Origin of the sequence: Pyrococcus kukulkanii (assembly GCF_041647995.1) — an archaeon.
Taxonomy (GTDB): Archaea; Methanobacteriota_B; Thermococci; order Thermococcales; family Thermococcaceae; genus Pyrococcus.
The window spans coordinates 640,273-664,299 of sequence record NZ_JARRIB010000001.1; the positions used below are offsets into that span (position 1 = coordinate 640,273).

Annotated in this window: 19 protein-coding genes and 1 CRISPR repeat array; of the genes, 15 read left to right on the plus strand and 4 right to left on the minus strand. The window is 46.4% G+C overall.

Translation table 11 applies throughout. The features are described from left to right. From P8X24_RS03915 to P8X24_RS03965, 11 genes are all read left to right on the plus strand, one after another. Complete coding sequence (locus P8X24_RS03915) at positions 1-1,254, plus strand: hypothetical protein (protein ID WP_372914141.1); 1,254 nt, start codon at positions 1-3, stop codon at positions 1,252-1,254. Continuing rightward, positions 1,241-2,224: a type I-B CRISPR-associated protein Cas7/Cst2/DevR gene (gene cas7i / locus P8X24_RS03920; protein WP_372914142.1), complete on the plus strand. Its 984-nt coding sequence runs from the start codon at positions 1,241-1,243 to the stop codon at positions 2,222-2,224. The genes P8X24_RS03915 and cas7i overlap by 14 nt, the downstream gene beginning before the upstream one ends. Next, positions 2,217-2,903, plus strand: coding sequence for a CRISPR-associated protein Cas5 (gene cas5, locus P8X24_RS03925; RefSeq protein WP_372842558.1), 687 nt, complete (start codon positions 2,217-2,219; stop codon positions 2,901-2,903). Before cas7i ends, cas5 begins: the two co-directional genes overlap by 8 nt. 543 nt (positions 2,904-3,446) lie before the next feature. After that, positions 3,447-6,315: a CRISPR direct-repeat array (repeat unit 29 nt; unit sequence GTTTCCGTAGAACTGAATAGTGTGGAAAG). Between the two features lie 15 nt (positions 6,316-6,330). Next, a complete protein-coding gene (gene cas1b / locus P8X24_RS03930) occupies positions 6,331-7,350 on the plus strand; it encodes a type I-B CRISPR-associated endonuclease Cas1b (RefSeq protein ID WP_444851862.1) in 1,020 nt (339 codons plus the stop codon). Further along, on the plus strand, positions 7,350-7,607 hold the full coding sequence (cas2, locus tag P8X24_RS03935; protein ID WP_068322505.1) for a CRISPR-associated endonuclease Cas2: 258 nt from the start codon (positions 7,350-7,352) through the stop codon (positions 7,605-7,607). The genes cas1b and cas2 overlap by 1 nt, the downstream gene beginning before the upstream one ends. Then, positions 7,604-8,092 (plus strand): CRISPR-associated protein Cas4, encoded by a 489-nt coding sequence (gene cas4, locus P8X24_RS03940; protein ID WP_068322502.1) that lies wholly within the window; start codon positions 7,604-7,606, stop codon positions 8,090-8,092. Before cas2 ends, cas4 begins: the two co-directional genes overlap by 4 nt. A gap of 29 nt (positions 8,093-8,121) precedes the next feature. After that, complete coding sequence (locus P8X24_RS03945) at positions 8,122-8,406, plus strand: hypothetical protein (protein ID WP_372914144.1); 285 nt, start codon at positions 8,122-8,124, stop codon at positions 8,404-8,406. 23 nt (positions 8,407-8,429) lie between these two features. Continuing rightward, positions 8,430-8,696, plus strand: a complete 267-nt coding sequence (locus tag P8X24_RS03950) for a hypothetical protein (protein ID WP_372914145.1) — start codon at positions 8,430-8,432, stop codon at positions 8,694-8,696. Beyond that, positions 8,644-10,719 carry a CRISPR-associated helicase Cas3' gene (gene cas3 / locus P8X24_RS03955; RefSeq protein ID WP_372914146.1) on the plus strand — a complete coding sequence of 692 codons (2,076 nt, stop codon included), beginning with the start codon at positions 8,644-8,646 and terminating at the stop codon, positions 10,717-10,719. Before P8X24_RS03950 ends, cas3 begins: the two co-directional genes overlap by 53 nt. A 10-nt stretch (positions 10,720-10,729) precedes the next feature. Next, positions 10,730-12,175: a hypothetical protein gene (locus P8X24_RS03960; RefSeq protein WP_372914147.1), complete on the plus strand. Its 1,446-nt coding sequence runs from the start codon at positions 10,730-10,732 to the stop codon at positions 12,173-12,175. Continuing rightward, positions 12,172-13,143 (plus strand): type I restriction endonuclease, encoded by a 972-nt coding sequence (locus tag P8X24_RS03965; RefSeq protein ID WP_372914148.1) that lies wholly within the window; start codon positions 12,172-12,174, stop codon positions 13,141-13,143. The genes P8X24_RS03960 and P8X24_RS03965 overlap by 4 nt, the downstream gene beginning before the upstream one ends. Here the strand turns inward: P8X24_RS03965 and P8X24_RS03970 are convergent. Then, complete coding sequence (locus P8X24_RS03970; protein WP_372914149.1) at positions 13,140-17,081, minus strand: bifunctional RecB family nuclease/DEAD/DEAH box helicase; 3,942 nt, start codon at positions 17,079-17,081, stop codon at positions 13,140-13,142. The two genes, P8X24_RS03965 and P8X24_RS03970, sit on opposite strands and share 4 nt — an antisense overlap. 38 nt (positions 17,082-17,119) lie before the next feature. Beyond that, positions 17,120-17,764, minus strand: coding sequence for an alanine--tRNA ligase-related protein (locus tag P8X24_RS03975; RefSeq protein WP_372914195.1), 645 nt, complete (start codon positions 17,762-17,764; stop codon positions 17,120-17,122). Positions 17,765-17,826: 62 nt separating this feature from the next. Here P8X24_RS03975 and P8X24_RS03980 point away from each other — a divergent pair, with 62 nt between their 5' ends. Next, complete coding sequence (locus P8X24_RS03980; RefSeq protein WP_372914150.1) at positions 17,827-19,035, plus strand: hypothetical protein; 1,209 nt, start codon at positions 17,827-17,829, stop codon at positions 19,033-19,035. Here P8X24_RS03980 and P8X24_RS03985 read toward each other — a convergent pair. After that, positions 19,018-20,088 (minus strand): hypothetical protein, encoded by a 1,071-nt coding sequence (locus P8X24_RS03985; protein WP_372914151.1) that lies wholly within the window; start codon positions 20,086-20,088, stop codon positions 19,018-19,020. The two genes, P8X24_RS03980 and P8X24_RS03985, sit on opposite strands and share 18 nt — an antisense overlap. A gap of 63 nt (positions 20,089-20,151) precedes the next feature. On the opposite strand from P8X24_RS03985, the gene P8X24_RS03990 reads away from it, so the two are divergent. Beyond that, positions 20,152-20,562 (plus strand): CBS domain-containing protein, encoded by a 411-nt coding sequence (locus tag P8X24_RS03990; protein WP_372914152.1) that lies wholly within the window; start codon positions 20,152-20,154, stop codon positions 20,560-20,562. A 6-nt stretch (positions 20,563-20,568) separates the two neighbouring features. Next, on the plus strand, positions 20,569-22,077 hold the full coding sequence (locus P8X24_RS03995; RefSeq protein WP_372914153.1) for a metallophosphoesterase family protein: 1,509 nt from the start codon (positions 20,569-20,571) through the stop codon (positions 22,075-22,077). Here the strand turns inward: P8X24_RS03995 and P8X24_RS04000 are convergent. Beyond that, a complete protein-coding gene (locus tag P8X24_RS04000) occupies positions 22,072-22,929 on the minus strand; it encodes a type I restriction endonuclease (protein WP_372914154.1) in 858 nt (285 codons plus the stop codon). The two genes, P8X24_RS03995 and P8X24_RS04000, sit on opposite strands and share 6 nt — an antisense overlap. 39 nt (positions 22,930-22,968) lie before the next feature. Between P8X24_RS04000 and P8X24_RS04005 the strand changes: the two genes are divergently transcribed. Then, complete coding sequence (locus P8X24_RS04005) at positions 22,969-23,787, plus strand: class II glutamine amidotransferase (protein ID WP_372914155.1); 819 nt, start codon at positions 22,969-22,971, stop codon at positions 23,785-23,787. Positions 23,788-24,027: the final 240 nt, after the last annotated feature.

Here is a 24,027-nt window from a genome sequence, read left to right on the forward strand (position 1 = left end):
GTGCTCCTCCCGTATATGAGGAACGGCAAACTATTCCTGGAGAAAATTGGGGTAGGAGAGATCAATGAAGAAGTCGTAAAGGAGAAGTACCTCGAGCCCATAAAGGCCCTAGCCCTCGACCTAATTCCAGTGGAAGACGATACCCAAGCCCTCAAGTTATTAAAGAACTATGGCTTTGAGGTTGCTCCTAATGCAAAGAGCATAATAGATGCCTTTCTAAAGAGGAGGAAAGGAGTATGCTCAATCTGCGGAAGAGAGGGGGAAGTCGTTGAAAACAGAGCCTTCATATACCCATTCGAGAGGAAGATAGATTCCATAGTGAACGAGAGGAACAGACTGGCCTTCTGTCTTGAGCACGCCTTCAAGCTCTACTCGGCAATGGCATACCTCTACGTAGTCCCCATTGGAGGAAAGGATAAGCTCAAATTCTTCTTCGAGGGAGAAGGCAGGGCATTTAGAAGGTTCTCCTACCTGTTTAGGGAGTTCTGGAAGGACAGATCTGAGCTAAAGAAGGGCAAGGTAGCTGTAAAGCTCAGCTTAAAGCCCTACCACGGGAATGAGGCATTTTTCTCAGTTCTCTACGACTTCGTTGACTTCCTCAGGGGAAGAAGGATGCTACAGGAAGCCTACGATATTGAGAGAAACATTAGAACCTACCTTGTCTACGGCTCGGGCCAGTTCTACGGGTCAACCATCGTGGAGGGAACTAGGCTTGTAGAGCTCACGAAGTTCCTGGCAACTCTAGCGGAGAAAAAGGTTGTAAAGGGCTTCTTTGACGATTTAGTAATTCCAAGGGGCAAGGACAGAAAGAAGAATACGCTCGAGAGGGAGAAGTTCTTCGCGAAACTACTGGATGGAACGTTCGACTTCACCCTGCTGAACCAGATATTCATTGAGAGAGTTAGGAGGAAGCTAAAAGTTCCGAGGTATTACCTTCCCTGGGCTCGCGCGTATTTCGATGCATTTGGAGGTGATATCTTGAACCCGGAGGTTTTTGAAAGGATAAACGGCATGGGCTACTCCCTGGGGAAGAAGGTGAAGGGAACGAACCTAGAAAAATACTTCTGGGAGCTCTTCAGGGCCAGGGGCTTTGAGGAGTTCATGAACAAACTAGTTGAACTACAAGCTAAGCTCGAAATTAGTATGGACGTTAGGCCGTTCTACGAGAACGAAAGGAATTGGAAGGTTTTGAAGGCCATCCTCCTGAACGGTATGCTAAATGCAATCCACGGTGGTGAAGATGAAGGCGATTGAAATAGTTACCCTGACCAAGGTTGAAGGGGCAAATCTAAACTCGAACGGAACCGAGGGAGTAATTTCGGTCTTAAAGAAGGTCAGGGATCCCGTCGATGGGAGGGAGTACGTGAGGATCTCGGGACAGAGCGTGAAGTACCACCTGAGGCAGATCCTTAAAGAATTAGGCTGGGAGCTCAGCCAGATAGTCCCCAGGGCTGAAGGCGGGCAGAAGGTCATAGTCTCCCAGGGAGAGCCCCACAGGTACATAGATGACGACCTCTTCGGCTACATGATTGCCAAGAAAGTCGAGGGCAAGAACGCCACCCTAAGGAGAACCGCAGTCGTTAGAACGAACGGAATGATGTCAATATTCCCCTACCAAGAGGACAGGGACTTCGGAGTTCGCTACGATCCGACGGGAGACCAGCACAACATATACGAGACCGAGATAACGACGAACGTCATGAGGGGGAACTTCTTCATAGAGGTAGACAGGCTTGGAGTTTTCAAGGAGGGTTTAGAGGTTCCAAAGCTCGAGGGGCTCGAAGTCAGGAGGGAGAGGGATCCAACGGGCAATGAAGTTACGCTCTACGTCCTACCAAGGGAGGAGAGGGAGAAGAGGCTTAGGGCAATAATAAGGGCCATCCTGGAGTACCACGGTGGGGCTAAGCTGAGCAACTTCTTCACCAAGGTGTACCCTGAGATCGCGGTTGTGGTATTCTTGAGGAGGAAGATACCGGTGGTTGGAGATGCATTGAGGGTCAAGGAGGGCTACGTTGACGGGAAGTTCGTTCTAGATGTGGAGAGGCTCAAGGAGACACTTGAAGCATTCAGGGACAATATAGAGAAGGCCTACATAGGACTCTTTGAGAGCAGGTTCGCAAATGTTGAAGAGCTTAAAGAGGCGTTCAAGGACTGGGACAACGTGAAAATAGTTAGCATGAAAGAGCTGAAGGAGGAGATGGAGAAAATAAAACTCGGTGAGTGAGTTGCTCGGCCTAATAGTGGACACAAGACCAATCCAGGCACACTTCAGGATCCCCCACTCCTCCCTACTCTTGGAAACCTATCCTTTCCCACCAAAGACGACCGCTATAGGGATGATAGCAGGTTGCATGGGGTTTGGCGAGGAAGAATTCCTCCAACTACTGAGGGAGGTAAAGTATGGAGTGATAATAGAAGACCCTGGGGAGAGAATTGAGGAGGTAAGCGCGATATACAAGAACCCCTACTCCCCGAGCTACCCAATAACAAGGGTTTCCCTGTACAAGCCGAGGTTCAGGATGTTCTTCCTTGGTGAGGACGAGATAATTGAGAGGGCCTATGAAGCTATCCAGGATCCTGTGTACGTCCCTTACATGGGCGAGAGCGAGAGCCTATTTTATCCCCACGGAAAGGACTTCGTGGAGATAGTAAGCGTTGAAGAAGGAGAAGAAACAACACTCAGGAGCGTGCTTCCCGGAGATGCCAAAATAAAGGAGTTTAAACCACTCAGGAAGAGGATACAAGTCCCCAGGATGTACGAGGCTCCAGTTGATTTTATAGTTAAGGGAAAGAGCAGGAGAGCAGTGTACGGGAGGTTCATAGCCTACTCCGGGGGCTTCGTCGAGCTCGAAGAGCCCCTGAAAGTTATGCTCTTCGATGGGGAACCCGTGTTCGTGTTTTAGTGTTACTATTTTTCTTTTTTGTGTCATTTTTTGTTATGTTGGTTTTTTCATTTGTGTGTTTTGAGCTTACTAAGCTTGTTTTGTCCTGCTGAAGACCTGCTCGGGTCCAGATTTTCCAATTACTGATTTAATTTCAAGTATTCTTGATTTAATGTTATATTATAAACTTTTGCTTTCGGAGTATCTCATTAGTGGTAATTTGCTGGATGTTTTATCTAATTGGGAAGTTATAACTTCTCTTGGCCCCATTTTTGATTTAAAGTCTTGAGACCCTCAAATTAGATAGTCTAGGAGTTCTAATTAACTCGCGTTTTTGGATTAATTTAACGCCCCGAACTTTTTTCTGGTTTATTTAATTTCGATCGTTTGAAAGTTAATTTTAACAGTTTAAAACTCTGAGTTAGTGAATTATTGTTACCTCTTAGCTCCGTTATTTTCAGGGTAAGTTTATAAAGGAAGGACAGTGCTACGGGTTTCCCAGGAAAGTAAATTATTTAAGCCCCTAGAAGAGAGTATTGAACGAACAAAGCCAAAAACCCCAAAGTTTCCGTAGAACTGAATAGTGTGGAAAGACAAAAACAATAATATTTGACCACCACTTAAAATGTTTCCGTAGAACTGAATAGTGTGGAAAGATTATGTTAGAAATAAGGAGGAGCTCAAATCGCCTCCCCCTCCCGTTTCCGTAGAACTGAATAGTGTGGAAAGAGGGCTTCGAGGGTTTCTTTATCTCCCTCTAGCTCTAAGTCGTTTAGTTTCCGTAGAACTGAATAGTGTGGAAAGTTACGCAGAAAGGTGGTAGAAGAGAAGGGGGGCAAAAGTTTCCGTAGAACTGAATAGTGTGGAAAGAATATTCTCCACACCATGGCTATCACCATTCTACCTTTGTTTCCGTAGAACTGAATAGTGTGGAAAGCCGGAAGAGTTCGCCAGAACCCTTATCGAGGAGGGGATAAGTTTCCGTAGAACTGAATAGTGTGGAAAGCTCTTAGTGGCGTTCCTACCACCAACACCAACACCACGTTTCCGTAGAACTGAATAGTGTGGAAAGAGGGCGTAACATTTTGTTACGATTTTGCCCCACATTTATGTTTCCGTAGAACTGAATAGTGTGGAAAGTTAGTTGTCTAAGACCACCGTAAAATTGAGCATCTGGTTTCCGTAGAACTGAATAGTGTGGAAAGCTGGATCTTCCGTAAAATCCCCATGTATCCTATTTCTGGGTGAAACCTCAAGTTTCCGTAGAACTGAATAGTGTGGAAAGTTCTCACCGAGGGGGGCGCCGACTTCCCCACCGGCGAACTTCTCCCAGGTTTCCGTAGAACTGAATAGTGTGGAAAGACTTTGGCTCACCCGTCATGTCCACCACCACTCCACCTGTTTCCGTAGAACTGAATAGTGTGGAAAGATGTTCGACGCTATTGCCTCGTCTAGCAACTCAAAGGAGTTTCCGTAGAACTGAATAGTGTGGAAAGTTTGAGGTAAATGACTCTCCATTTGTCAATATCCAGGTTTCCGTAGAACTGAATAGTGTGGAAAGCTAATTAGAGGAGGTGGTTTGGATGGTGGATTACTACCTAATTGATAAGGTTTCCGTAGAACTGAATAGTGTGGAAAGAGCTCTCACAAGCTCTTCTCTTGTCATTGGTTCGTTTCCGTAGAACTGAATAGTGTGGAAAGATTATGACCAGCCTTCCTCTTTTCCAACCCCTCCACGTTTCCGTAGAACTGAATAGTGTGGAAAGTGAAGTTCTTTGACAACATTAGAACCCTCAAGGACATCCAACAAGGTTTCCGTAGAACTGAATAGTGTGGAAAGTTCATAATAAACTCGAATTCATAATAATTCGATCTACGGTTTCCGTAGAACTGAATAGTGTGGAAAGATTTACCAAGAGAGTAGTTCTTTTTCAGCCTATTTTGGTTTCCGTAGAACTGAATAGTGTGGAAAGGCCCTGTGGGACTATAAGGCAGGCGTCCCTTAGGGGGATTGGCCTGTTTCCGTAGAACTGAATAGTGTGGAAAGAACAAAAGAGAACAGGGCATTAAGAGAACAAATCGCGTTTCCGTAGAACTGAATAGTGTGGAAAGTAGTACTCGACGTACCCTGTCTCCTTGTTGAAATACTGTTTCCGTAGAACTGAATAGTGTGGAAAGTGCTGAGAACGTCCCTGAGGGCGTCTGCATAAACCTGGTTTCCGTAGAACTGAATAGTGTGGAAAGCAGGAGAGTGGAGATTTCACCGAGGAATAGAATTCATCCGTTTCCGTAGAACTGAATAGTGTGGAAAGGACTCACTTCAATTCTCCTGAAATATATGCCGTTTACTGTTTCCGTAGAACTGAATAGTGTGGAAAGCGAACCCGAACATCTCCGCTACCCCCAAGGAGGCTATGTTTCCGTAGAACTGAATAGTGTGGAAACCAACCAGAATGGGTCTGGGCAGGGGGTGTCTTGTATCAGTTTCCGTAGAACTGAATAGTGTGGAAAGACCACTGCTACAATGAAGCCTATGGCAAAGAGGAAGCCTTTCCACGTTTCCGTAGAACTGAATAGTGTGGAAAGGGTATTTGGAGAGCCAATATTTAAACTCTTTTTGTGTTTCTCTGTTTCCGTAGAACTGAATAGTGTGGAAAGCTTATTTAGCAAAGAGGGGTTATCCTCCCCAACTTATAGGTTTCCGTAGAACTGAATAGTGTGGAAAGTACAACTTCCTCGTCCCAAGCATCAACAATCCCCAAGTTTCCGTAGAACTGAATAGTGTGGAAAGCGAGACTGGGAGGGGCCACGGGGCAGGCTCTCGTCAGCTTTCCAGTTTCCGTAGAACTGAATAGTGTGGAAAGTACACATGCCATTCTTCCCAATCTTCCGCTGTGCAACCATGTTTCCGTAGAACTGAATAGTGTGGAAAGGCGTAACGTAGTCCCTGTATGCCTGCGTGTCTTTCACGAACTGCTCTGTGTCGGGTTTCCGTAGAACTGAATAGTGTGGAAAGCTGGGTTCTCAACGTCCACTACTTCTTCTTCAAAACCTAGCTTGTTTCCGTAGAACTGAATAGTGTGGAAAGTACACTATCCACTCTTCCCAGTCCTCAGCAGGAGTCCCGTTTCCGTAGAACTGAATAGTGTGGAAAGACAACCTTGGCTCTGCTGGGCGGTCTCTCAAGGAGTTCTTGTTTCCGTAGAATTGAATAGTGTGGAAAGAACACCTTCATCCCAATCACCCCCTCGTTTTTACCTCGTTTCCGTAGAATTGAATAGTGTGGAAAGGGATGATAAGGGGGAACGGGTGCCTATATCATGTTCTCTTTCCAGTTTCCGTAGAACTGAATAGTGTGGAAAAGGCAGTCTTATTGTCTTTAGATCCTCTGGTGTGATGGGTTTGTTTCCGTAGAACTGAATAGTGTGAAAAGCAGAAGAGTCCGACGTTGGGACAGCATAGCGAAGCTGTTTCCGTAGAAGTTTCCGTAGAACTTAGTAGTGGGCTGGAGGCTATGAAAAGCCCGATATATATTACCCAGCCCGGGATATTGGAAAGAAAGGCAAATACAGTCTTCTTCGTGAACGAAAATGGAAAGAAAGCTTTACCAATACAGAACATAAGTGAAATACATTGCTTTGCCCCAACAACCCTGACCAGCGGTGTGATAAAGCTACTCGCAGACAATGACGTTCCCGTGCACTTTTACAACAAGTATGGCTACTACCGAGGTTCCTTTATGCCCGCAGAAGGTCAGATTAGCGGGGCTATAGTTATAGCCCAAGCTTCTCACTATTTAGACAGGAAGAAGAGGGCCTATATAGCTAGGGAGTTCCTGAACGGAATAAAGGCTTCGATGATAAGGTTATTCAAATCCCAGAGCGTGGATCCTATGGACATAGAGGAAATCGAGGTAAAAGGAGAGAGTCCCCAGGAGCTTATGGGTATTGAAAGCCAGCTGTGGAAGGCATTCTACGAGAACTTTGCTGGGATGCTAAAGTACTTCTCGTTTAGCGAGAGAAACAGGAGGCCCCCTAAAGATGAAGTAAATGCAATGATAAGTTACGGAAACTCAGTTCTTTACACCGTAACCCTATCCGAAATCAGAAAGACATACCTCCACCCCGCCATAAGCTTCCTGCACGAACCGTTAGAGAGGAGGTACTCCCTGTCCCTCGATTTGGCGGATATATTCAAGCCAATAACCGTCTTCAGGGTGATACTAAGGTTGGTGAACAAGAGGAAGATAAAGGAGGAGCACTTCTCGAGGGACGTTGGTGTTCTATTAAACAGGGAGGGCCTGAGAATATTCCTGAAGGAGCTCAACGGTGAGCTTGAGAGGAAGGTTATGCACCCGAAGCTCAAGAGGAAAGTCTCAATAAGATACCTGATTAGGCTCGAAGCTTATTCCCTCGTGAAGCATTTCCTGGGAGATAAGGAGTACAAGGCCCTCAGGGCGTGGTGGTGATGTACGTTATAGTTGTCTACGATGTCTCCGTTGAGAGGGTTAACAGGGTTCACAAGCTCCTAAAGACTTACCTCTTCTGGAGGCAGAACAGCGTGTTCGAGGGGGAACTAACTAAGGCCCAACTGTACGAGCTCAAGAGAAGGCTAAGCAAGATCGTTAAAGAGGAAGATTCAGTCCTTATCTACGAGCTTCCCTACAAGAACTTCAACCTCCACGTTATTGGAACTGATAAAAGCCCGGTGGAGACGGTACTATGAGGGTAACTGGGCTTATGGTTCAGTATTACTTCACGTGCAAGAGGGAGCTCTGGTTCTTTTCGAGGGGCATAAACTTCGACTTCGAGAACGATGACATGATAATAGGGAGGATAATACACGAAGAGGCAAGGGAGGGAGACTGGAAGGAGATACTGCTTGAAGACATAAAGATTGACGCTATAAAGAGGAAAGGTGGGCTTAGGGTCATAGAGATAAAGAAGAGCTCGAAGCTTGAAGAGCCCGCGAAGTGGCAACTAAAATACTACCTCTACTACCTCAAAAAGGCCGGAATTGAGGCTGTAGGCATTATCTCCTATCCAAAGGAGGGTAGGCAAGAGGAGATAAAGCTAACAGAGGAAGATATCAGGGTTCTTGAGGATGCTATAAAGGAGATTGAGGAGATAGTCGCATCGGACAAACCACCAAAGGCTGTTAAAAAGCCTTATTGCAAAAAATGTTCATATCGGGACTTCTGCTGGATATAATGGAGAGACTTCTTTACGGGGGGAGTTAAGTGGTCACGTTCTGCCCCCTCAAGAAGTATCGTGATATGTGGAATGAGATATTCAAGGATGCCGAATACGTGGAAACCGGAGTTTTTAGCGAACCCGAAAGGGGCAGATACGCTATAATTCTAAGGGGAAAGAAGGAGTTTGTTCTAGAGGCTTACATAATCCTATACCTCAGAAAAATAAAGGAAGAAGAAATCAAAGACTTTACGAGAATTTTTGATAAACTCATAATCTTAGTTCGCCTTAGCAGACTGGAAAATTGGTCAGTAATACCTGGAAGGTTTTGAGGCTGAAAGGCGAGCCATGGCTAATGGTAGTAGGGTATGTGCCGTGGAGGGTCACCGTCTGGGAAGGCATTGAAGAACTCGAATGGGAAAAGCATGTTTTCATTGACTTCGAAACAGAGCTTGACAATGTAATAAAACTGTATAGGAGGATAGAGAGGCGTAAGAAAAGGAACGATCTCGTTGATGAACCCATCAAAGAGGGAATTATGGTAATCGACGACAGGAGAGATGGTATAGATGAAATTCCACGAACTCGTAACGTTGATGAAGGAAAGGTTGGGAAAGTCTGACAAAACCCTCTACGATCACTCTGAAAGAGCTAGGAAAATCGCAGAAAAGCTCCTCGATAGGATAAATTGTGAGGAGCTCAAGGATTGCATACTCCAGCACGTCTTCCTACACGATATAGGGAAGATAGACGGTAGGTTTCAGAAAAAGCTGAAGAAGGGCGGAAGGGCTCCTCCCCACGCTTATTTAGGAATTGAGCTCGCTTCAAGGTTCCTCGACTGCGAGAGTCCGTACAAGGAGATAGCCCTCCTCTCGATATTGACCCACCACACTGACTTCCATGTTACCCTTTACCAGGAACCCATCGACAGGGATGAAAAGCTAATAGTTAACGGCAAGATAATCTCAAAGCCGGCAGAAACTGTCCTTTGGCTAAGGGATGAAGTCTTTCCAGACTTTTTCGAGCTTGGAACTAGTGAGTACTCTCCAGAGGAGCTCAGAAACCTTTATTCCCTCTTCAACGGGGTTTTAAGGTTAGCAGATTGGCTCGAAAGTGCATCGCTAAGCCCAGAGATGTACCACACAAACAAGGAGTTCATCCATGAAGGGGTTCTAGAATACCTTAGGAAAAAGGGGTTCAAACCCAGAGACTATCAACTCCTAGTCATCGGAAAAGGCCCTGGCTACTTCCTCCTTCCCACGGGGGATGGGAAGACTGAAACCAGCCTGTTGGCAACTCCTGAATCAGTAAAAGTAATTTACACCCTCCCGACGATAACCACCGTCGAGGGGATTAGGAGAAGGCTTGAGGATATGTTTGGGAAAGAAAACGTGTCTTTCGGCCACAGCATGCTCTTCTACTCCCTCTACAGAGAGGGAAGGCTTGATGAGAGGCTAATAAACAGGTACGCCATGAAGAGGATCCACGTCTCAACTATTGACCAAGTGCTTTTAGCCTTCCTCAACTACTTCAGGTTCCCCTTAAGGGAGTTCTCCCTGAGGAGGGCCCACCTGATAATAGATGAGATACACTCCTACTCACCGTTCACGATGAGCTTAATCCTCGAGGGCATTAACTTTGCTATGGAGTTCCTAGGGACTAAGGTGACCGTCATGTCAGCTACGATGCCCTCGCTCCTTCAGGAGAGGCTCAGGGAAATTGGATTAAAGGAGCTGATCCCCTTTGAGAAGGTTAGGGAGAGGTATGCAAGTAGGAAGAGGGTTACCGTGAAGTTCCACGACCATGGAATAATGGATGCGATAAATGAGATCGTCAATACAAAGGGAAAAGTTCTAGTCGTGGTTAATACCGTCACTAAGGCCCGAGAATTGTATGAGACCCTAAGGGGATACAGGGACGATGTTTACCTCTTCCACTCGAGGTTCACGGTTAAAGACAAGCAGGAGAAGATGAGGCTTGTGGAGGAGCTAAAGTCTGGAATTCTAGTTGCAACCCAGGTGGTAGAGGTTTCCCTAGATATAGACTACGACGTCATGTTCACCGAAGTTTCACCCATTGATTCCCTCATTCAGAGGTTTGGGAGGGTCAACAGAAGGGGGTTGAAAAAGGGAACTGCGCACCTCTACACGCCAGAAAGATGCTTACCCTACATCAAAAGGGCTATCTCAACGTCCCTAACCTTAATTAGTGACTTGGAAAATGCGAAAAATGAACTTGAGTTTCTCACCGTTAATGATCGCTACTACGAGGAAATGTGGGATAAGTACGAGAAGGCCTTCAAGGAGGAGTGGTTACACAAGCATGGGCTAAAAACTATCCACAGGTTCAAGATCGGAGAAGAGTGGCTGTCCACGAGGGACACTTTCATATCCCTACCTGCCATTCCCAGGAACTTTTGGGATAAAGTTGTGGAGTTCACAGAGAACTGGGGTAAGATGAGCGATAAGGAAAAGCTAGAGGCCACTGTTTACGTTATAGAGCACACCGTGAACGTTCCTATATGGATCCTCGAAAAGGCCAAGATAATCGATGAAAAGGTATATTCAATTTTTGGAGTTTTTGGAATAGACATGAACTACTCGCCGGAGGTAGGTTTAATTGATGAAAGGGAGGTAATATTTTAGGGGGGTTGAGATGAAGGTGTACGTGACCTCAGTAGGAACGTCACCCGAAGCGGTCTTTAACCCCCTGTGGCATTTGATCGAGGTCTACTCGTGGGTTCCCGATAGGATTTACATGTTCTGGAACGATGACGTAGTTGATGTCCTTAAAGAGGTTAAGGAGCTACTCGAGAGGCTAAAGAGGGCTTACAACATCAATCTGGAAGTAATTATAGACGAATCGATGAAATTCTCTGAGGATAACCCAATAGAGTTCAGGGAAAAGGTTTCCTCACTCCTCCAATCGCTGAGGGGTAAGGAGGTAATAGTGGATATAACTCCCGGAAGGAAGTTCATGAGCGCGCTAATGCTCGGTGCCGGGATGATAAACGATGTTGCAGAGATTGTCTACCTCCACCTCCAGGACTTCAGGAGGTACATGGGAAAGTTGCTCTTTGAAATACCAATGGTAGAGCAACAGCTCTTCCTCAAGGAACAACTGACTGGAAAGAAGGGAAGAATAGAGTTCCCAGGAAGAAAGAAGGGCAAGCCCCAGGAGGTAAAGATTAGGAGAGAGGAATTAATGGCCGTAATAAACTCGATGTACATAGATGGGGACTATGTCTTCACGGTGAAAGTCGGGGATGCGTTAATCGGCAGGGTAAAGCTTGAGAGGAAGGTTAAGTTCAGCGTTCCCTCCTTCGTAAATCTAAACGACGACATCCACGGAGATCACAACCTCATCAGGGAAGCATTAATAGCCGGAGGTTTGGCTAAGTTCAGGAACTGGGATGAATTGATAAGCTTGATAAGAAGCCTCAAGACCTCGAAAAGGCCAGTGTACATAGGCTTTGACACGAACACCCTGTACTTCAGGGTTCCTTCAAAGATATTAGAAGACCCAAGGTTCAAGGAGGAGGGCAACCTAATAGTTGACTTCGTGTACTCTGATGAAGTTGCGGAGGAAGTTGGAAGGCGACTAAATGATAAACTCCCCTATGGGAGGGAGTACGGGGAGTTCTCAAACCAACCAACTCCAAGGGCGAGGCTGGCCATGATAGGGAGTGTAGAGCTAGAAAAGATAAAGATGCTTGGAGCTGAAAGAGCAAAGTCTAGGGAGGTCGCTGTTGGAGACACAAAGATAGCCCTAGACTACAAGGTTTTCGCTGAGGAAAAGGATGCAAACGTTGTAGTAGTTACGACCGACGATACAGCGTACTCCGAGATGAACGCCTATTCCGGGACTGGCTTAATACCCTTTAAGCTCGAGTGGGAGTTCTCCTTCGGCTCAACGCTGGAAGGAACATGGGAAGAGCTCAGGGACAGCATATACACCCTGGCCGCTCTGTTGGGAGAGATGAAGATTGGAAAGTACTCGATCCTGGGAATCTGGAGAGGCAAGAGTCATGGAGACTGGAAGGACGAAGTTGTTAGGGTAAGGAATTTCGAGTACTCGAGGATATTGGAGGTGTTAAGGTGAAGGACATCATTGCCAGGATTTTATCCCTCTCCAAGCTAAACTTATATCGAGCTAACGAAGAGGCGACCAAACAGCATCTAATCCTTCCGCTATTGCAGAGTTTAGGCTGGGATGTATTCAGTCCAGATGAAGTTGTGCCAGAGGTAAACACGGGAGGAAGAGGGAGGGTAGACTACGCACTTTACATAGACTCAACACCAGTTGCTTACATTGAGGCTAAAAGTTTGGGAGTGGATGTGTTGAGGGACAGAAACGCCCTTACTCAACTCGGTCACTACTGCTTTGTTGATGGAGTTGGTGTTGGAATTCTCACTAATGGTATCCAATGGGTGGCAATTAGTGCCTTTGAGGTGGGGAAGAGAATAGATGACAGGACAAAGATCAGAATTGACCTAAGGGTGGCTAAGATAGACGAGATCATTGAGAGACTTTCATGGTTTTCTAAGGACAAAATCAGAGACATTCCCAAAATAGAGGGTATTATAGAGGTAGTTAATAGGAGGGAAAACTTGAGAAAGGAGGAATACAGTTATCCACCTTCTTCCGAATATAGAACGATATACGTCACAGGTACAAAAGTTGATACCCCAGATGCACCAACCATTAACGAGTTAATACACGTTGATTTAAGGGGAAGGAAGCCAACTAGTCTATACGTCAAAATCGGGAACAAATGGTGGAAAATAGAAATAGTAGGAGGAGAGAATTGGAGAAGACCACCAAAGATAGCATGGAGCACCATACTTCCCGCCGTAGTTGTGTTTCTCTTGGAGCATGGATACACCCCAGAGGACGTAAGGATACCATCGAAAGTCGATTACCTAGACAGGCTGACGAGGAGCTTAGCCAAGGTTCAGGTATACAATGATTTTGGCACTATAATGCCAAGTGACGGGAACGCCACCCTAAGGTTACTTCAAGAGATAAAGAGAAAAACAGGAGTTGATATAGCGATAGAGATAGATTAGCTTATGCGATAGGCTTCAATATTAACCCCCTTAAATACCCAACTGAGCTTTTCCCCTTCCCTCATCCTCACGTAGAACCTCTTCCACGGCCTAACGAGCTCGAAAGTGTCAAGATCCCTGGGGGTCAGGGTGAAGATGTTCCTCGAGGCTATCATTATCAGCTTTTCTTTAGCCCTGCTCGCTGCAACATTAAGCCTGTTTGGATCGTAGAGGAAGTCCATGACCTTTGAAAGATAGGCCGGATCGCTCGAGGTCATTGAGACTATTATAACGTCCTTCTCCCCGCCCTGGAACCTCTCAACTGTATCAACCTGCACGTCAACCTTAGACCTTATCAGCCTCTTCTGGGCCCTGTAGGGAACGACGACTCCCACACCAACACCTTCCAAGGCGTTAACGATATTCTCCACGAGGGAAGCCTCAAGCTCGTTGACCTTCGTAGATTCTCCCTCCTCATGAACAATCAAGACTACAGGATAATTGGGATCAAGCACAAAGCCCAAGAACTCATCCTTTCCAGCCCTTCTTAATGCATCTAAAACCTCCTTCTTAGGCTTCTTTGCGCTCCTGAGGTCTATCCCATCGAAGGAGTAGAATAATTCAGTGTGCAATCTGGCTAAAGTTTGAGGTAGTCTGTAGGTTTCCCTAAGCCTGTACATCGGCAAAAGCTCATCTTTCTTCCCGTTCAGCTTTGGCGGATCCCTACCCAAGATCCTCTTGAACCTCTTAAGCTCCCTCTCGTCGAGCTCTCCCCTGAGGAACCTCACGAAGTTTAAGGCAGAGAGAAAGGGGAGATGTCTCTCTATTGTCTTCCTGTCCTCGAGCTCCCACTCGTGAACCTGTATCGGCTGCATCTGCCTGTGATCACCAACGAGGAGGACTTGACCTTTAGCTTTAGAGGTGGCAAGGAGGAACATGGGGAGATCCATCATGCTGGCCTCATCCACAACAACCAAATCAACGCCCTTAACGTTCTTGAGCAGCCTATGGGCGGTTTGGGGGGTTGCGAAGAGAATCTCAACCCTTCCACCGCCGAAGAGGCTCAGCTGACCGGACGTGAATCTTATTTCTTTGAACACGTAATCAACTTCCACGCCAAGGTCTTTCCTTATGACCTCGATTGCCTCCTCCCCCGAAACTCCCCTGAGCAGGCGGACATCATTTAATAAGGGGAACTTATCCTTCAGATCCTGAATCAGCTTATAGGTTCTTAGGAGAACTTCGTTTACGGCCCTATGGGAAAGGCCGGTAACTAGGAAGAGAGCGCTCCTTCCCTTCTTGAGCGTGGCATAGGCCCTCGCGAGTATGGCGGGGGCTAAGGCTCCAGAGGTCTTACCCGTCCCAGGGGGTCCCTGGAGTGTTACTAACCTATGCCTTACGTCTGAAGCGAAGGCTCTCTGCTCATCGTTCAGGTACTCAATGTTTGCCAAGAACTCCTTAACTAGACCTTCATCCCACAGATCAACGGTAACGTTGACTTCAGCATTATCCTCGTACAGGTTCCTAAGCAAATCGTAGATCACATGATTATTGATGTTCTTAAGGATATCATAGGCCTTAGACATGCCTATGTCATCGATTGCGGGATCTAAGACCAAGTAGTCTCCGGCCCTCACTTTTATACCGTTAATTATCACCTCGCCGTTCCTACACCTATAGCTAAAGTGAGGAAACGTGAACTTCATGTTGCCAACTGATATCAGCTTTATCACGATGTCCCCATGCTTATGATTTATAGCCTCGACTATTCCAAGAGGCATTCTCTTGATTATCTTAGCTGGGTCATCATCACCTAAGCCATTAAGGGGAGTCACGACAACCCAGGAATCTTCATCTATATCGACCAACACCTCATCTGGCGAGTACTTCACAAATCCCTTTTCCCCAGGGATAACCAGTTGACCCCAGACCCTGCACTCTTTACCCTTCTCAACCTTAGTTACCTTGACTATAGCAGTCTTCTCGGAATACGCCCTGACGTCAAGGGGTAGCCTGTAGTACTTCTCAAGAATTCCCTTCCTTGAGTGAAACTCAAGGAGGAGGTACTCCATAAGAACCTTGGCCAAAGAACCATCCTCTATGTCAAAGTTCTCCAACTCGTCCCTCTTAATAGGCTGTTTCTTCACGAACCCGTCCTTGTACCTCTCATCTATCGCCTCTTCTATCGTTGCCATGGCCTCAACTACCTGCCCCAGGATGTCGCGAAGGCCCGAGGCTATCTCATCGCTATTGGAGTTGCTCATCTCAACGAGGGCCTTCCAGAACGGCGTGAACGGGAGCTCAGCATCGTCCCTATTTATTACGGGATAGAGGGGATCCCTGAGCGGATCCCACCTAGTAACGCTCTCCAGCTTTCCCAAGTAAAGCTTTCCATCACTCTTCCACGCTAAGATCTTAAAAACGTCCTCGAAGAGCTCATTATCCCTCCATTTGTAGCCGAACTGAATTGATACGGGAATTATTCCAAGGCCCTGGGCAAAGGGAAGGGCATGCCTCTCTATGAGCTCGTCCGTTAGAATGGAAAAGCCCTCCCAGTCTATTGCTCTTCTCAAGCTTAGGATTGCCCTTATAGGCTTGCTCCACCAAAGGTCGGGATGCCTCCTCAGGGCATCAACTAGGCTCTCCCTCTGGCCCCTCGTGTAGAAGTAAAGGTGGAGATAGATGTCCTCACTGGATGAGAGATCCTTTATGGCATCTATCAGCTCTCTGAAGAACTTTCCGAGCATCTTCTCTTCCTCTCCGAGACCCGTTTGAACCTCGATAGGTGCCCCCTCTACGATCTTCGCTATTATCCTCTTGCCTCTGGAACCCTTAACGAGGGCTGAGATGCCAACGAGGGTTTCGGTTATCGGGCTCTTCTGGACGTACATGAAGACCTTAACTAAGTCTTGATAGTACTCTCCCCTTGTCTTGGGAAGGTTGTAGCCCGACCCGGGGATGTAAAGTCTCTCCACCCTTCCACTCCTCTCCGCCAGAACCGCCTGTGCTATCCTTGAAAGCCTAACGATGTTAAGACCTGTCCTCCTCGCTATCTCCTTTACGGCATCCCTGTTCCTCACCTTGGGCTCCCTAAAATCAACGGGACTGTTTGAAGGAAAGGAGAAGAGGTTGGCTAAATCTTGAATGTCTCTAATTCCGTTCTCAACGAACACCCTTTTCTCCCCTGGGGCCACTCCAAGCAACCCAAGATCCCCGGTGCTTAAAGCCTGGGAGAGGCAGAGAGCCTCGAACTGACATGTGGTGCACCTAACGGTTATCCATGGCTCAACTTCCCTGAAGTCCCTCGAAAGTGTATCCTCAATTGTGAACACAAATTCAAGGACGTCATCAGGAAACTTGAGGAAGTTTGTAGGCCAAGGAACGTTGTCCCTCGTAACTACCGAGAGATATATCTCCCCATCGACAAGCTTCGAGAGAAGCATCGAATATATAACGGCCTGAACCCTGTGGGATAGCTTCTCCTCCTTAGTGAACTTCGTTTCAAGGAGATAGTATTTATCGCCAAGCTTGGCGATGAAGTCAGCCCTCCCCTTTATTCTGAACTTTCCTATCTCCCCGGTTAAAGGAGCCTGATAAACTAGAACTCTCTCATGCGACCCCAGGATTTCCAAGAGAGCATCAACGGCATCATCTTCGTTCTCGAATTCAATTATACCCATGGAGTTGTGCTTTTCAAACCACTTCCTTGTTCTCCCGTAATCCCCCTTCCTGAAGAAGCCATAAATATCCTCAGATCTGCCTTGAAGACTCCTCAAGATTTGAAGCTCGAATTCCTCTCCCCACTTCGCGAGCTCTCTATCCTCTGTTTCCTTCCTCCTTATAATCTCCTCGTACCCTTTAAGCTCACCCTTTTTCCTTTTTTGAAGCAATATCATGAATCTAGGACAGTGATCAAGCTCGAAGAACCTCGCTATCTCACTTGGGTGGAGCTCTATCATGCTATTAAAAACTCAAAAAGGGAATAAAAGGCTTACCATTAGTCCTCCAACCATATTTCAATCCTCTGCTTGCCCCTCCCAATGCTGGAGCGCTTAAGCTTCTTTATGTGCCCTATCTCCCTGATGTCCTTTACGTGGGTTCCGCCGCATGGAATTACCTCAAAGTCCCTTATCTGAGTGTACCTTGTTTCTCCCTCCCACCATATCTTCATCTTACCGCCTTCATCAACGTACTTGTTGAAGAGCTCGATTATCTTCTCCTTGTACTTGTTAATGTTATCTGGGTAAGCAATATCGTACCTTCCCTTCTCGACGCTCATTCCAGAACCAACGAGCTCCCACTTCCCATATCCCAATACTTCGTTCAGAACGTGCTCAAGGAGATGGAGGGCCGAGTGGATTCTCATAAGTTTGTATCTATAGTCCCAGTCTATCTTGAGCTCGACTTCATCCCCAACCTTGAACTTCTCCGGTTCCTTAACCACGTGCCATACGTTTCCTTCTTCGTCTTTGTATACATCTAAGACTTCAACGCCGTTTATCCAGCCCCTGTCGTGGGGCTGTCCGCCGCCCGTTGGGTAGAATATCGTTTGATCTAAAAGCAGAGCGTTGTCCCTTATCTCCAAAACTTTCGCCTTGGCTTCCTTTAAATATGCATCCTCATAGTACAGCTTTCTGGTCATGGTATCACCTATGCTGAATATCATCAGAAATCTTTTAATTACTTTAGCTAAGCTAGGAAGGGATGAGGAGAGTTCTAGGATTCTTCGTCCTGGGGTTCCTGACCATAGTCGGTTTTCAGATAATATTCAAGATTAGCGATGGGAAAATACACTTGGAAGGATACTTAAAAGACCCATTCGTCGTTATAATGCTAATCCTCTTCATAGCCTTTTCATGGTGGGACTACTTCGTTTTCGGGATTCTCTCCACAAGGCTTACTGGACTTATGCTGGCATTCATATTCGGAACCATAGGAGGGCTTTTCAATGCAATTCCATTTCTCATAGTTTTCTGGATCTTCACAACTCTCCTGCTGTTCGGAAGGGAGAGGGAGGCTTACTATTTAACCCTGCTCGGAATTCCCATTGCCTTCTTTAATTCCTATATGCATCCCGATGCAGCAGCTTTCATTTGGGGAGTTTTTGGTCTAATGATTGGATACACGGAAAACGCGATCATAGAAAAAATGGCCGAAGGGGATATCGACTTAACAACCTTCTACTTCTTCACGCTGGGACCCCTGGGTTTCATCCCTTATTCATTTCAAGAGAGCCTAGGACACCTTTTGTACGCAAAGAAGGAGGAAGACAATATCTACTATCCAGTAGCACCGGCTTTATATACAGCATTTATCCTCCCATTTTACTTAGTCATAATTCACTACAAAGAGCTACCCGTGTGGATGACTGGCATCGTTGGATCACCAAACTTCTGGGGCAGAGCCATGCTGTTGGCCTTTGCGGCGATATTCTTCGGCATAGTTCTCTCTCCAGAGGGCATGTTGAAGTTCGTCCATTACCTAACCCTGGTTCTTATAGGGGAAGGCATGGCGTACAAGTACCTGCACAACATCCTCTCTGAGAACAAGCTAGTAATAACCCTAATTGCCGTTTTTGCAATCCTCAGCTTCATTGAACTTATATTCCTCAGCGGAGAACTTCATTATCATGGCTACAGCACCGTTAATCCGTACATCCTTAGATGGGCTTCCCTGGGCCTTGCGATCTGGGGACTAGCTCAGCTCTTCCCGTACTTCCAAGAACTTGTATCTCCAGATGTCCTTAAGAATGCAGGAATACTGGAGGCACTTCTCTTCACGCTCTACATTATCTTAGTAAAGAGAGACTATGGAGAACTACCACCATATGATATCATTAACGGGGCTTTAGGAACCGCTCTCCTCTCCCTCACGCTTGCGTACTTCTATCCGACTCTAAGAGCCCTCATATAGCCTCTCGAAGTATTCCCTAAACTCCCTAACCAAATCTTCAAAGTCGAATAAAGTCAGCTCTATTAACTCTATGCACTCGCTTTTGTACTCTTTCTCACAGTTTTGAAGTAGATATTCGGCTCTTGCATCGCCCTTTATAGCTTCAAGTATCATTGCGACACTTATTACCGCAGTTCCGCTTGTAATATCAAACACAACATCACTTCCCTCTTTCCCAAGAAGGTCTGAAAGCTCAGCAGATATCGAGTTCTTAACTTCCTTTATATCCTGACCACTACCGATCCTTATGAAGTGAACGTGAACCTCCCTACCTTCCCCAACAATACACTCTCCTCTCCCAGGGGACAGCTCCCCAAAGTTTACGACGAACTTTAAGCCAAGGCATTTTGAAGCTACTGAGAAAAACCTCTCTAGGTACCTCCTTCGTTCAATTTCACCAGCAACTTTATTGGAGACTAAAAGGAAAACCTTCTCGAGCCTGTCTCTGTGATAGGCTAAGGCTGCATAGAGAGGGATTATGTTTAGTGGCTTATCTCCCTCATAAACTGTTCCTCGGAGGAAATCCTGGCATTTAGCCCTTTTAAACACGTTATCATCACTCCAGTTTGGAATGCTTAGGGAAGCAACAAGATACTTGGCCCTTGCGGGGAGGGGAGTGCTCTTCCTGGGAACTCCAAATACCCAGGCACTCAGGAACACCAAGCCAAGAGTATAGGCTAAGGTGGATATTGTGAATATTAGATCCCCCTCCTCTAAACCGTCTGGAAGCCATGCGGTGAGGGTCATAGCGAACAAGACAAAGAGGGATATGCCATAGAGTGTTAGCACATCTCCAACTAAGAACTTTGGTATGAACAACCTCAAGAACGTGAGAAGGCTGTCAGATCCTTCCCCCCGAATCTTCCATCCCGCATACCTTGCGAGGGCTATAGATACGAGAAGGAATATAACGGCCCCAAATTCAAAGACTTGCCTATTCCAAGCTAGGAGAAATGCTACAGAGAAGGAAGCCAAGATGCCAATGGCCCTCCTCTCCGAGCTTTTAAGCTTCACGCTAGATCATCACAACGGGAAACATATAACCCTTTCCACCCTATATCTATATTAGGTGATAACATGGACATGAGGGCACCAGTAAAAGTGTACATGACCAAAAAGCTTCTCGGCGTTAAGCCAGATACAACGGTTCAAGATGCATCAAAGATGATGATGGAGTTTGAAGTTGGCTCTTTAGTTGTCATAGACGATAACGGAAACGTCATAGGATTCTTCACGAAGAGCGACGTGCTAAGGAGGGTTATAGTTCCTGGGCTACCATATACCACCCCTGTAAAGGAGATAATGACCAAAGAGCTGATCACGGTCGATGCAAACACTCCACTGGGAGAAGTTCTAAGGAAAATGGCGGAACACAGGATAAAGCACATCCTTATAGAAGAGGAGGGCAAGATAGTAGGAATATTCACCCTGAGCGATCTTTTAGAGGCAAGCAGAAGAAGGCTAGAAACGGCCATCTCGACGGAGTGATGGGAAATGCTCATAGCCCACATAAGTGATACCCACATAACGAATGAAGTCGCGTTCAAATCCTACGCCTTCGACTTGATAGTGAACGAGATAAACACGAGACCCTTCGACCTAGTGATTCACACTGGCGATGTAACTAACAACGGGCTGAGGGAGGAGTACGAGCATGCAAGCTACCTAATAAGGAAGATAGAGAAGCCCCTAATAGTCGTCCCAGGAAACCACGATGCTAGGAACGTTGGTTATGAGCTCTTTGAACGGTACATCGGCCCCTTGTCCGGCGTTTACGAGTTTAAAGATGGAGTTGTGATATGGGTAGATTCAACTATTCCCGACTTAAGCGACGGGAGGATAGGAGGGTACAAGTACAGGTGGCTCAAGGCAAAGCTTGAGGAGTACAGCCACAAGAAGATAAAGATAGTTGCCGCCCACCACCACCTCGTTCCCCTCCCGGACACTGGAAGGGAGAGGAACGTTCTTTTCAACGCAGGGGATGTTCTTGATCTGCTCTTAAGCCATGAAGTAACCCTGTACATGTGCGGTCACAAGCACGTTCCCAACGTGTATCGAGTTGAGGATCTTGTGGTGGATAATGCGGGATGCACATCGTGCAGGAAGACGAGGAAAGGAGATGTAAACAGCTACAACATAGTGAAGATAACCAAGGACGGCGTTAAGGTTACGGTAAGGAGAGTCACTGGAGAAGAGCGGAAAAAAGAGCATAGACCAATAAAACCCAAGATATTCATTCCAAAGGGAAAGAGACTCTTGAGAATAGTCCAAGTTGCCGAAAGCAACGTCTCAGACAGGAGGTACTTTAGAAGGAAAGTCCTTGAAAACGCCATCAAGGCGGTAAATGAAAGATACAAACCAGACATAGTAATTCACTGCGGTGACGTTGTTGAGAAGGGAATTGAGAGGTTCTACGAGATGGCAATGAAGTTCTATGAGAAAATTAAGGCTGAGAAGCTTATAGTCCCCGGCCACAATGACATAACCTATCTAGGCTACGACCTCTTTAGGGAGTACTTTGGGGAACCGGAGGTAATTGAGAGGGGCGACTTTGTATTCATCCCAATGCTCTCGGCCCAGTACGAGACCCAAATAGGAGTCGTTGGAAGAATGGGCCAGAAAATCCTCAAAGGCCTGTTGGAGGACTTCAAGGAGAAGTTCAGGGTTGTAGTTATGCACCACAACCTAGTCCCAGTTCCAAGGGCAAGGGAACTCGGCTACCTTGAAGATGCAGGAAACGTGCTCAAGATAATAACAGACCAAGAGACAGAGTTAACACTAACGGGACATGGAGGCAATGCCCACGCTGTTAAAGTCGAAAAGACCCCAATAATAAACGCCGGAAGCATAAGCTGGGAGCTCCACAGGGATCCTTTTGGGAACAGCTTTAACTTAATCGACGTGTACGAGGACATGATCATAGCCTTCGAAGTGCAGGCAACATGGGGAAGCAGAAAACTCCTGGGGATGTGGAAGATTAAAGGCGAGGTTCCCTGGCTATAGAACGAGCCTTATCTTTATGCCCTTCTCTTCCTCAATTCCCCTAAGAAGAGAAACGACTTTCTCATGCCTCATGCTAAAAGATCTAATTTTCCTAATAGCAATTTCAATAGCCCTCTTATCCTCCTCAGAGCTTTTATCGAGGAAGTACCTAAGAACGGCAACTAGGGCATCTTTCAGTTCTCTACCCTCAACTGGAATGAACCTCCAACCTCCATCGAATATGTAAACGCCGAGTATCCTGTCGGAGGGCTTAACATCTTCAAAGCTGACTATACGCCCCCTTAAAGGCAAGGTGATTATATACTCGGAAAGCATTGCTTCGGAAAGCCCAAACTTTAATAATTCTTTAACGGAGTTCTCAAGATCAGCTATCCTCTTATAAAACTCTATTGCCCCCTCGATGGATTTCTTAGACAGACCAGAGAACTTGACCTCAATCCTCTCTAAGGGCTCCGACATTAGGTCTATAGTTCCAACAACCCTTTCAGAAACCTCAGTTCCTGGTTCAAACGCGTTAACTATCAGCCACTTGCTCCCGTTGCTAACGATGCCAACCTCAACGCCCATGTCGAAGCAGTACTTCGCCAACTGAGGAACGGCCTTTGAAACGTTAACGCTTAGGTTCTTGGCCTCAAGGAACGCTACAATTCTCCCATCCTTTATCAGAGCGTAGTCCGCCCTGCCCTCGCTCGTCTTCTCCTCAGGTCTAACCTCAGATGGATCTTCAACGTTCCAGCCCAACTCTCTAAGTAGTGGAAGTATTAGATGCTGTTTAACCGCCTCCTCATTCCTCATATATATTCCTTTGTAACCCATGAGCTTCCTCCTGATTTCCTCAAGTACCTTCCGCATACGACAAGTATATACGGGCGTCAAAATATTATCTTGTTGGTGAGTGAATTGTGCAGAATACTGCTTGCCGCGGGAGAAGGCTATAGAATGAGACCCTTGGTCGAGGCCCTAATAAGAGCTTCAGAGAACGACCCATACAAGGCGAGGAGAGGAAGGGGAAACCAGCACAGAGACGGATGGGGGTACGTTCTCATAACCAAGGACAAAATTGAGTACTATAAATCACCAAAACCAATATTCAAAGACGAAAGATCTTCACAACTTATGACTAACCTCAAGGGATTCGGAGTGCTACTACTCCACTCAAGAGCGGCAAGTCAAGGTGGAGTGAACCTGTTCAACACTCAACCTTTCGCCTATGGAAGCCCCCACGGTTACCAGCTATTCTTCATGCACAATGGAGATTTAATTAAGGACCTCCTCCTCGAAGGGCTCAAGCTACCAAAGGAAAAGTTTGAGGAAGCATCCGACTCCTACCTTGCAGGGATGTACATTTCCCTGTTCCTGAGAGATACCGATGACAAAAGCATAGTTGAGAGGCTTGCACTGCTAAAGAACGTCGTTAGAACATCCCTAAACACGGGCGGGATAATATTAACCCCCAAAGAAATTAAGCTATTTGGAACGGCGTACATGAGAGAGGAATTCCTCGAGAAGGAGGCTGAGAGAAACTATATGAGACTACTCTCATTTTACAGCGCCGATTTATTTGCAATGATGTCGTCAACCCTCGAACTTTACACGTTCCTACCGTTAGATAACGTGAATAACTCAACAATATACGTTGTTGACGTCGATCTTGACAAGGAAACATTCAAACCTAAATCCTACCCTCTCGAAGTACCTCAGGAGCAGTAGTTCTCGGGATACCTTCTTTTTTTCATTATATGAAGATAGAAGGGATTAAACACATTCTCCCAACAAGTTTGGGGCCATCTGATAACGAACACTGATACGGTGTGGGTGTCCAGATAAATACTTGTTTGCTCGGTTCGGTGAAGTCGGTTAGGTGGGGAGTGGCTGAACCGTTTCCTCCTGCACCTACTGTCGTTGCAAACACTGGCTAATCACTATCAAGGAGTTTTTGTGGTGCGGGAG

Coding starts and splice junctions, on each gene's coding strand:
- cas7i (WP_372914142.1), top strand. CDS start 1,241: ATGAAGGCGATTGAAATAGTTACCCTGACCAAGGTTGAAGGGGCAAAT.
- cas2 (WP_068322505.1), top strand. CDS start 7,350: ATGTACGTTATAGTTGTCTACGATGTCTCCGTTGAGAGGGTTAACAGG.
- cas4 (WP_068322502.1), top strand. CDS start 7,604: ATGAGGGTAACTGGGCTTATGGTTCAGTATTACTTCACGTGCAAGAGG.
- P8X24_RS03950 (WP_372914145.1), top strand. CDS start 8,430: ATGGTAGTAGGGTATGTGCCGTGGAGGGTCACCGTCTGGGAAGGCATT.
- cas3 (WP_372914146.1), top strand. CDS start 8,644: ATGAAATTCCACGAACTCGTAACGTTGATGAAGGAAAGGTTGGGAAAG.
- P8X24_RS03960 (WP_372914147.1), top strand. CDS start 10,730: ATGAAGGTGTACGTGACCTCAGTAGGAACGTCACCCGAAGCGGTCTTT.
- P8X24_RS03970 (WP_372914149.1), bottom strand. CDS start 17,081: ATGATAGAGCTCCACCCAAGTGAGATAGCGAGGTTCTTCGAGCTTGAT.
- P8X24_RS03975 (WP_372914195.1), bottom strand. CDS start 17,764: ATGACCAGAAAGCTGTACTATGAGGATGCATATTTAAAGGAAGCCAAG.
- P8X24_RS03980 (WP_372914150.1), top strand. CDS start 17,827: ATGAGGAGAGTTCTAGGATTCTTCGTCCTGGGGTTCCTGACCATAGTC.
- P8X24_RS03990 (WP_372914152.1), top strand. CDS start 20,152: ATGGACATGAGGGCACCAGTAAAAGTGTACATGACCAAAAAGCTTCTC.
- P8X24_RS03995 (WP_372914153.1), top strand. CDS start 20,569: ATGCTCATAGCCCACATAAGTGATACCCACATAACGAATGAAGTCGCG.
- P8X24_RS04000 (WP_372914154.1), bottom strand. CDS start 22,929: ATGCGGAAGGTACTTGAGGAAATCAGGAGGAAGCTCATGGGTTACAAA.